5 protein-coding genes are annotated in these 9834 nt (G+C 71.2%); 3 read left to right on the top strand and 2 right to left on the bottom strand.

All coding sequences use genetic code 11. From position 1 onward, the window contains the following. Window positions 1-2 precede the first annotated feature (2 nt). Complete coding sequence (locus FBY22_RS31280) at window positions 3-1310, bottom strand: ADP-ribosylglycohydrolase family protein (RefSeq protein ID WP_142151334.1); 1308 nt, start codon at window positions 1308-1310, stop codon at window positions 3-5. Then, complete coding sequence (locus FBY22_RS31275) at window positions 1307-2275, bottom strand: ADP-ribosylglycohydrolase family protein (protein WP_142151333.1); 969 nt, start codon at window positions 2273-2275, stop codon at window positions 1307-1309. The genes FBY22_RS31280 and FBY22_RS31275 overlap by 4 nt, the downstream gene beginning before the upstream one ends. A gap of 270 nt (window positions 2276-2545) precedes the next feature. Here FBY22_RS31275 and FBY22_RS31270 point away from each other — a divergent pair, with 270 nt between their 5' ends. The 3 genes from FBY22_RS31270 to FBY22_RS31260 all read left to right on the top strand — a co-directional run bounded on the left by FBY22_RS31270 (window position 2546) and on the right by FBY22_RS31260 (window position 9692). Further along, window positions 2546-3277, top strand: coding sequence for a VIT1/CCC1 transporter family protein (locus FBY22_RS31270; protein WP_142151332.1), 732 nt, complete (start codon window positions 2546-2548; stop codon window positions 3275-3277). Window positions 3278-3646: 369 nt separating this feature from the next. Beyond that, entirely contained in the window at window positions 3647-8239 is a 4593-nt protein-coding gene (gene gltB, locus FBY22_RS31265) for a glutamate synthase large subunit (protein ID WP_142151331.1), read from the top strand. Beyond that, window positions 8232-9692 (top strand): glutamate synthase subunit beta, encoded by a 1461-nt coding sequence (locus FBY22_RS31260; RefSeq protein ID WP_142151330.1) that lies wholly within the window; start codon window positions 8232-8234, stop codon window positions 9690-9692. Before gltB ends, FBY22_RS31260 begins: the two co-directional genes overlap by 8 nt. Window positions 9693-9834 lie beyond the last annotated feature (142 nt).

Here is a 9834-nt window from a genome sequence, read left to right as displayed (position 1 = left end):
AATCATCCACCCGGCGGGGCCGGTTGTGCGGCTTCCAGGAGTTCGGCGAGTTCCACGAGGTCGGTACCGGTGAGGCGGGGGAGCGCGCAGCCGGAGAGCGTGCGGCAGGCGTCCCGCCAGGCGGCAGGGATCGACGCGCCGCCGCCCAGCGCGCCGGTCAGGGCGCCCGCCAGGGCCGGGGCGGAGTCGGCGACCCTGGACAGACAGGCCGCGGCCGGCACGGCTTCGGTGATGCGGCCCCGGGCGGCCACGGTCAGGGCCAGGGCCACCGGCACCGTCTCGGCCGCCGCGATGCCGTAGCTGTAGACGTGGTCGACGATCTGGTGTTCCAGGAGGGGGACCAGGGCGAAGGCGGATTCGGTGTCGTGGGCCAGCTTCAGGGCGTGGTGGGCATTGCGGCCGATCTCGGTGCCCTCGGGGAGCTGGGCCAGGGCCGCCGAGACACAGGTCGCCGCGTCCGCCCCGGTCAGGGCGAGGGAGACGGCGGCTGCCATCGCGCGGGCGCCGTGCACCCCGTCGCCGTCCTGGGTGTAGCGGGCGTCGAACTCGGCCAGGTCCGCGGCGAGTCGGGGGTCGCCGGGGTGGGCGACGGCGAGGACACAGGCCCTGACGCAGGCCGCGTCGTCGAAGTAGTGGGGGTTGTCGTGGCCGGTGGCGGGTGGGCGCAGGCCGGCGGCGAGGTTGCCGAGGCCCGCGCGGACGGAGATGCGGGCGCGGAGGGGGAGGACGGCGGACTCGACCTCGGGGGCGCGTTGCGCCGCCGCGGCCACCTCGCTCGCCAGGGCGTTCCAGGTGAGGTCGATGGCGGCTCTCGTACGGCGTTCCCGGCCTAGGTCGGCGAGGACGGTGTCGTCGCCGGCGCGCAGCAGGGCCTCCGCGGCGAAGGCCGCCCACTCCGCGTCGTCGGAGGGGCCGAGGTGGAGGGGCTCCGGGGGTTGGTTGAGGGCGAGGGGGACGGGGAGGGTGGTCGTGGCGTTGGTCTCGGCGAAGGTGTCGAGTTCGCGGGTGAGGCGGCGGGTCCAGTCGGGCATACGGGCGGCTCTGTGGCGGGCGGCGGGCCATCCGGCGGCGTCGCCTGCGGCCAGGCCGAGGAGGAGGCCGACGGTTCTGTGGGGCGGGGTGCCGGCGCGGGTCTCGGCTTCGCCTTCGGCGGATCGGTACCCAGCCGCACCACCCGTGCTGGTTTCGTCGTCGGGTGCGGGTGGGCCCTGTGGGGCGTCCCCACCGTCGGCGACCGCGGGTTCGAGGCACCTTGCGGTGATCGCGGGTTCTGTGATCGTGCCCTCGTCCCAAGGGCTCGGTGGCGTCATGGTGTTGCCTCCGTCAAGGCCGCCGTCAGCAGGTCGGCCACCTCCAGGACGTGGTGGCCCGCCATCGCCGGCAGGCAGCTTCCCCGTGCCGGGCCGATCGCCGCCGCCCACTCACGCGGGATCTCCGCCTCACCCCGCGTCGCCCCCGCCAGCGCGCCCGCGACCGCGGCCGTGGTGTCGGCGTCGCGGCCCATGTTCACCGCGGTGAGGACCGCGTCGCGGAAGTCGCCGTCGGCCGCCGCGTACGCGCCGAACGCCAGGGCCACGGCTTCCGGGGCCAGGTCGGTCCAGGGGTAGCCGCCGATGACGACCGCCGAGCGGACGGCCCGTTCGCCGCGGTGGGCCACCGTGACCGCGCGGCGCAGGGAGCGGGCCGTCCAGGAGTCGTCGGGGACGACCGCCAGGGCCGAGGCCACCACGGCGGTCGGCGGGGCTCCCGCCATCGCCGCGGCCACCCCGGCCGCCACCGCCTGGCCGCCGTAGATGCCCTCGCCCTCGTGACTCACCGAGCCGTCGATCGCCGCCAGCCGGGCCGCCTCGGCCGGGCGGCCCGCCGCGAAGACGCCGAAGGGGGCCGCGCGCATGGCCAGGCCGTCGCTCCAGGCGTGCCGGTGCTGGGCCGAGATGGGGGCCGCGAGGCCGCGGCGGAGGTTCTGCAGCGTGCCGCGTTCGCTGAAGCCCGCTCCGCGGAAGGGCCCCTCCGCGCGGTCCGCGATCCACTCGTGCCAGGCCGCCTCCACATGGGCCGGCGTGAGGGCCGAGCCGTGGCGGGCCAGGAGCAGACCGGAGAAGATCGCGTACTCCGTGTCGTCCGTGCCGGCCGGTTCTTCCGCTACGTAGCCGGTGATACGGCCCCAACGGGCCCGGATCTCCGACGGTTTCAGGTTCTCGGCGGGTGCCCCGAGGGCGTCCCCGACCGCCAGACCGAGCAGTGCGCCGCGTGCGCGTTCGCGGATCGATGCCATACGGGGCCTCTCCGGGAGGGGGGTCCGTACAGGGCGCGGAACCCTTCGTCCGCACAGGGACGCGGAACCCTTTGCGGATAAGTCCCACCATCGGCGGTTGACCCCAGCCTCCAGAGGGCTCATGTCACCCGGTCGACATCGCAAAAGCGCAGGTTAGCTCAGCCTTTCCTTGCTGGCGGACGGGAATGCGAAGGCGTAGGTTCCGTGTTGTCGAAGAGTAGACATTGTCCAAAGTTAGCTTTGGCTTAGCTTCCTTGGGGGACCCCCGCTATGGCGATCATCGAGACCGAGGCCACGCTCCACGAGGCGCACCGCGACAACCACACGCACCGGGACGTCAACGGGGGCTGGCTGCGGCCGGCGGTGTTCGGGGCCATGGACGGGCTGGTGTCCAACCTCGCGCTGATGACCGGTGTGGCGGGCGGGGCCGTGAGCCCGAGCACCCTCGTGCTGACCGGGCTGGCCGGACTCGCCGCGGGCGCCTTCTCGATGGCCGCCGGAGAGTACACCTCCGTCGCCTCTCAGCGCGAGCTCGTCGAGGCCGAGCTGGCCGTGGAGCGTGCCGAGCTGCGCAAGCACCCGGCCGACGAGGAGGCCGAGCTGGCGGCCCTGTACGAGGCCCGGGGCGTCGAGCCCGCGCTGGCCCGCGAGGTCGCCCGGCAGCTGTCGAAGGACCCCGAGCAGGCCCTGGAGATCCACGCCCGCGAGGAGCTCGGGATCGACCCGAGCGACCTGCCCTCGCCGCTCGTCGCCGCCGTCTCCTCGTTCGGTTCCTTCGCGCTGGGCGCCCTGCTGCCCGTGCTGCCGTATCTGCTCGGTGCGACCGCGCTGTGGCCGGCCCTGCTGCTCGCGCTCTTCGGGCTGTTCGCCTGCGGTGCGGTGGTGGCTCGGGTGACCGCCCGGAGCTGGTGGTACAGCGGGCTGCGTCAGCTCGCTCTCGGTGGTGCCGCGGCGGGTGTGACGTACGCCCTGGGCAGCTTCTTCGGAACGGCCGTAGGATAGTGCGGCTGGTACTTATGCGTTGGACCGCATAAGTAGCCGTTACTCGCTGGTTTCGAATGGTTGACCACCGGGCATGAGCCGTAAGCGCTGTGGGCAATGAGGCCTGCCGCGCACTCGCGGGAAGGGTGACGCAGCCCTCCCCGCCTTTCGGGTCGACGGACACCGATCTGTCCCGTTCGGCCCCCATAGCCTCCACCGCAGGCGCGGTACCCGCGCCGCAGCCGTGCGGTGTCCGCATGTTGGAACGGGATATCCCGGTTCCCGAGAATCGCTCCATCATGTAACCTGCACGAAATTTTGCACTCCGCAGAGGGCCAACGTCGTCCCTCGGCAATCTGCATGCCACTTGAGACGACGACGGGAGAGCCGATGCGTACGCCGCGCCAGCCGTCCCAGCATTCCGCGAATGGCCAGAACTGGTCCTTCATGGATGCTCGCCCTGCTGCGCAGGGTATGTACGACCCCCGCTTCGAGCGCGACGCGTGCGGCGTCGGCTTCGTGGCCACCCTCACCGGCGAGGCGTCCCACACCCTGGTCGAACAGGCCCTGACGGTCCTGCGCAACCTGGAGCACCGCGGTGCCACCGGCTCGGAGCCGGACTCCGGGGACGGCGCCGGCATCCTCTCCCAGGTGCCCGACGCCTTCTTCCGCGATGTGGCCGGATTCGACCTGCCCGAGGCGGGCGGCTACGCCGTCGGCGTCGCCTTCCTCCCCGAGGACGGGACCGCCGAAGCCGTCTCACACATCGAGACGATCGCCGCCGACGAGGGCCTCACGGTGCTCGGCTGGCGCCAGGTCCCGGTCGCCCCCGAACTGCTGGGTGCCACCGCCCGTTCGACGATGCCCGCCTTCCGGCAGATATTCGTCACGGACGGCGCGTCGCAGGGCATCACCCTCGACCGCAAGGCGTTCGCGCTGCGCAAGCGCGCCGAGCGCGAGGTCGGCGTCTACTTCCCGTCGCTGTCGGCCCGCACCATCGTCTACAAGGGCATGCTGACCACCGGCCAGCTGGAGCCCTTCTTCCCGGACCTGTCCGACCGCCGTTTCGCCTCGGCCATCGCGCTGGTCCACTCGCGCTTCTCCACGAACACCTTCCCGTCGTGGCCGCTCGCGCACCCCTACCGCTTCGTCGCGCACAACGGTGAGATCAACACCGTCCAGGGCAACCGGAACTGGATGCGCGCCCGCGAGTCCCAGCTGGTCTCCGACCTGTTCGGCGACAAGGGCCTGGAGCGCGTCTTCCCGGTGTGCACGCCGGACGCCTCCGACTCCGCGTCCTTCGACGAGGTGCTCGAACTCCTGCACCTGGGCGGCCGTTCGCTGCCGCACTCCGTGCTGATGATGATCCCGGAGGCGTGGGAGAACCACGACTCCATGGACCCGACCCGGCGCGCCTTCTACCAGTTCCACTCCACGATGATGGAGCCCTGGGACGGCCCGGCCTGTGTCACCTTCACCGACGGCACCCAGGTCGGCGCGGTCCTCGACCGCAACGGCCTGCGCCCCGGCCGCTACTGGGTCACCGAGGACGGCCTCGTCGTCCTCGGCTCCGAGGTCGGCGTCCTCGACATCGACCCCGCCAAGGTCGTCCGCAAGGGCCGCCTGCAGCCCGGCCGCATGTTCCTCGTCGACACCGCCGAGCACCGCATCATCGAGGACGACGAGATCAAGGCCGGCCTCGCCGCCGAGCACCCGTACGCCGAGTGGCTGGAGGCCGGGGAGATCGAGCTCTCCGACCTGCCCGAGCGCGAGCACATCGTGCACACGCACGCCTCGGTCACCCGCCGCCAGCAGACCTTCGGCTACACCGAGGAAGAGCTGCGCGTCATCCTGGCACCGATGGCCAAGGCCGGTGCCGAGCCCATCGGTTCGATGGGCACGGACTCGCCGATCGCCGCGCTGTCCTCGCGCCCGCGCCTGCTCTTCGACTACTTCACCCAGCTGTTCGCGCAGGTCACCAACCCGCCGCTGGACGCGATCCGCGAGGAGCTCGTGACCTCGCTGCGCTCCTCCCTGGGTCCGCAGGGCAACCTGCTCGACCCGACGGCCGCCTCCTGCCGCTCGGTCACCCTGCCCTTCCCGGTGATCGACAACGACGAGCTGGCCAAGCTCATCCACATCAACGCCGACGGCGACATGCCCGGCTTCAAGGCCGCGACGCTCTCCGGCCTGTACCGGGTCTCCGGCGGCGGCGACGCCCTCGCCGCCCGCATCGAGGAGATCTGCGCCGAGGCCGACGCGGCCATAGACAACGGCGCCCGCCTGATCGTGCTGTCGGACCGCCACTCCGACGCCGAGCACGCGCCGATCCCCTCGCTGCTGCTGACCGCGGCCGTCCACCACCACCTCATCCGCACCAAGCAGCGCACCCACGTTGGCCTGCTGGTCGAGGCCGGCGACGTCCGCGAGGTCCACCACGTGGCCCTGCTCATCGGCTACGGCGCCGCGGCCGTGAACCCCTACCTGGCGATGGAGTCGGTCGAGGACCTGGTCCGCGCCGGCACCTTCCTGTCGGACATCGAGGCCGAGCAGGCCATCCGCAACCTGATCTACGCCCTCGGCAAGGGCGTTTTGAAGGTCATGTCCAAGATGGGCATCTCGACCGTCGCCTCCTACCGCGGCGCCCAGGTCTTCGAGGCCGTCGGCCTCGACGACGCCTTCGTCGAGAAGTACTTCAACGGCACGGCCACCAAGATCGGCGGCGTCGGCCTCGACGTCATCGCCAAGGAGGTCGCCGCCCGCCACGCCAAGGCCTACCCGGCCTCCGGAATCGCTCCCGCGCACCGCGCGCTGGACATCGGCGGCGAGTACCAGTGGCGCCGCGAGGGCGAGCCGCACCTGTTCGACCCGGAGACGGTCTTCCGCCTCCAGCACTCCACGCGCTCCGGCCGCTACGACATCTTCAAGAAGTACACCGAGCGCGTGAACGAGCAGTCCGAGCGCCTGATGACGCTGCGCGGCCTGTTCGGCTTCAAGTCGGACCGGCAGCCGATCTCCATCGACGAGGTCGAGCCGGTCTCCGAGATCGTCAAGCGCTTCTCCACCGGCGCCATGTCCTACGGCTCCATCTCGCGCGAGGCGCACGAGACCCTCGCCATCGCCATGAACCAGCTGGGCGGCAAGTCCAACACCGGTGAGGGCGGCGAGGACCCGGACCGCCTGTACGACCCGGCCCGCCGGTCCGCCATCAAGCAGGTCGCCTCCGGCCGCTTCGGCGTCACCAGCGAGTACCTGGTCAACGCGGACGACATCCAGATCAAGATGGCCCAGGGTGCCAAGCCCGGCGAGGGCGGCCAGCTGCCCGGCCACAAGGTCTACCCGTGGGTCGCCAAGACGCGTCACTCCACGCCGGGTGTCGGCCTGATCTCCCCGCCGCCGCACCACGACATCTACTCCATCGAGGACCTGGCCCAGCTGATCCACGACCTGAAGAACGCGAACCCGCAGGCGCGGATTCACGTCAAGCTGGTCTCCGAGGTCGGCGTCGGCACGGTCGCCGCGGGTGTCTCCAAGGCGCACGCGGACGTCGTGCTGATCTCCGGTCACGACGGCGGCACCGGCGCCTCCCCGCTGACCTCGCTCAAGCACGCGGGCGGCCCCTGGGAGCTCGGTCTCGCCGAGACCCAGCAGACGCTGCTGCTCAACGGCCTGCGCGACCGGATCGTGGTCCAGACCGACGGTCAGCTCAAGACCGGCCGTGACGTCGTCATCGCCGCGCTGCTCGGCGCCGAGGAGTTCGGCTTCGCGACCGCGCCGCTCGTCGTCTCCGGCTGCGTCATGATGCGCGTCTGCCACCTGGACACCTGCCCGGTCGGCATCGCCACCCAGAACCCGGTCCTGCGCGACCGCTTCTCCGGCAAGGCCGAGTACGTCGTCAACTTCTTCCAGTACATCGCCCAGGAGGTCCGCGAGATCCTCGCCGAGCTCGGCTTCCGCACCATCGAGGAGGCCGTCGGCCACGCCGAGGCGCTCGACGTGACCCGCGCGGTGAACCACTGGAAGGCGCAGGGCCTGGACCTGGAGCCGCTGTTCCACGTGCCCGAGCTGCCCGAGGGCGCGGTGCGCCACCAGCTGATCGAGCAGGACCACGGCCTGGCGAAGGCGCTCGACAACGAGCTCATCAGGCTCGCCGCCGACGCGCTGGCCGCGGACTCCGCGACCGACGCCCAGCCGGTGCGCGCCCAGGTCGCGATCCGCAACATCAACCGCACGGTCGGCACCATGCTCGGCCACGAGGTGACGAAGAAGTTCGGTGGCGCGGGCCTGCCCGACGACACCATCGACATCACCTTCACCGGTTCCGCCGGCCAGTCCTTCGGCGCCTTCCTCCCGCGAGGTGTCACGCTGCGCCTGGAGGGCGACGCCAACGACTACGTCGGCAAGGGACTCTCCGGCGGCCGCGTGGTCGTGCGTCCCGACCGGGCCGCCGACCACCTCGCCGAGTACTCGACGATTGCGGGCAACACCATCGCCTACGGCGCGACCGGCGGCGAGCTGTACCTGCGCGGTCGTAGCGGTGAGCGGTTCTGTGTCCGCAACTCCGGTGCACTGGTGGTCTCCGAGGGCGTGGGCGACCACGGCTGCGAGTACATGACCGGCGGTCACGCGGTGGTGCTCGGCCCGACGGGCCGCAACTTCGCGGCCGGCATGTCCGGCGGCATCGCCTACGTGATCGACCTCGACCGCGACAACGTCAACGTCGGCAACGTCGACGCCGTCGAGGCGCTGGACGACATCGACAAGCAGTGGCTGCACGACGTCGTGCGCCGGCACCAGGAGGAGACCGGCTCCAGGGTCGCCGAGAAGCTGCTGGCCGAGTGGGACACCGCCGTGGACCGCTTCAGCAAGATCATCCCCAGCACGTACAAGGCAGTGCTCGCCGCCAAGGACGCCGCCGAGCAGGCGGGACTCTCCGAGTCCGAGATCACCGAGAAGATGATGGAGGCGGCGATCAATGGCTGACCCGAAGGGCTTTCTGAACCACGGCCGCGAGGTCGCCAAGTCCCGTCCCGTCGAGGAGCGCGTCAAGGACTGGAACGAGGTCTACGTCCCCGGCTCCCTGCTGCCGATCATCAGCAAGCAGGCCGGCCGGTGCATGGACTGCGGCATCCCGTTCTGCCACAACGGCTGTCCGCTGGGGAACCTGATCCCCGAGTGGAACGACTACGCCTACCGCGAGGACTGGACGGCGGCCTCCGAGCGCCTGCACGCCACGAACAACTTCCCGGAGTTCACCGGCCGTCTGTGCCCGGCTCCGTGCGAGTCGGCGTGCGTGCTCGGCATCAACCAGCCGGCCGTCACCATCAAGAACGTCGAGGTCTCGATCATCGACAAGGCGTGGGACGCCGGCACCGTCGACGCGCAGATCCCCGAGCGCCTGTCGGGCAAGACGGTCGCCGTCATCGGCTCGGGCCCGGCCGGCCTGGCCGCCGCCCAGCAGCTGACCCGGGCGGGCCACACCGTCGCCGTGTACGAGCGGGCCGACCGCATCGGCGGTCTGCTGCGCTACGGCATCCCCGAGTTCAAGATGGAGAAGCGGCACATCAACCGCCGTATCGAGCAGATGCGCGCGGAGGGCACCCGCTTCCGTACCGGCGTGGAGATCGGCCGCGATCTCAAGGCGACCGACCTGAAGAAGCGGTACGACGCGGTCGTCATCGCCGCCGGTGCCACCACCGCCCGTGATCTCCCCGTCCCCGGGCGGGAGCTGAAGGGCATCTACCAGGCGATGGAGTACCTGCCGCTGGCCAACAAGGTCCAGGAGGGCGACTACGTCACCTCCCCGATCTCGGCCGAGGGCAAGCACGTCGTGGTCATCGGCGGTGGCGACACCGGCGCCGACTGCGTGGGCACCGCCCACCGCCAGGGCGCGGCCTCCGTCACGCAGCTGGAGATCATGCCCCGCCCGGGCGAGGAGCGGAACCCGAACCAGCCGTGGCCGACCTTCCCGATGCTGTACAAGGTCACCTCCGCGCACGAGGAGGGCGGCGAGCGGGTCTACTCCGTCTCCACGACCCACTTCGAGGGCGACGAGGACGGCAACGTCCAGTGGCTGCACCTCACCGAGGTGGAGTTCATCGAGGGCCGGCTGACCCCGAAGCCGGGCACCGAGCGCAAGATCCCGGCCCAGCTGGTGACCCTGGCCATGGGCTTCACCGGCACCGACCGGGAGAACGGTCTGGTCGAGCAGTTCGGCCTGGAGCTCGACGAGCGCGGCAACATCGCCCGCGACGCCGACTTCCAGACCAACGTGCCGGGCGTCTTCGTCGCCGGTGACGCCGGCCGCGGCCAGTCGCTCATCGTGTGGGCGATCGCCGAGGGCCGCTCCGCCGCCCGCGGCTGCGACCGCTTCCTGACCGGTGCCAGCGACCTGCCGGCCCCGATCCGGCCGACGGACCGCTCCCTGATGGTCTGACGGCCTGTCATAAAGCGTCCCGTACAAAGGCGTACGGAACACAGATGGCGTCTGCCCAGTCCCCGACCGGACTGAGGGCAGGCGCCATCGCCTTTATCGGCCCGAACTCGCCTTCAGAACCTCGAACTTCACGGTCGCGTCC

The sequence above is a fragment of the Streptomyces sp. SLBN-31 genome (assembly GCF_006715395.1).
Lineage (GTDB): Bacteria > Actinomycetota > Actinomycetes > Streptomycetales > Streptomycetaceae > Streptomyces.
This window is presented reverse-complemented; position numbering and strand designations above follow the sequence as displayed.

What these genes read in the sequence shown, in the direction of transcription:
- FBY22_RS31280 (WP_142151334.1), bottom strand. Translation starts at nt 1,310, where the DNA reads ATGACGCCACCGAGCCCTTGGGACGAGGGCACGATCACAGAACCCGCG.
- FBY22_RS31275 (WP_142151333.1), bottom strand. Translation starts at nt 2,275, where the DNA reads ATGGCATCGATCCGCGAACGCGCACGCGGCGCACTGCTCGGTCTGGCG.
- FBY22_RS31270 (WP_142151332.1), top strand. Translation starts at nt 2,546, where the DNA reads ATGGCGATCATCGAGACCGAGGCCACGCTCCACGAGGCGCACCGCGAC.
- gltB (WP_142151331.1), top strand. Translation starts at nt 3,647, where the DNA reads ATGCGTACGCCGCGCCAGCCGTCCCAGCATTCCGCGAATGGCCAGAAC.
- FBY22_RS31260 (WP_142151330.1), top strand. Translation starts at nt 8,232, where the DNA reads ATGGCTGACCCGAAGGGCTTTCTGAACCACGGCCGCGAGGTCGCCAAG.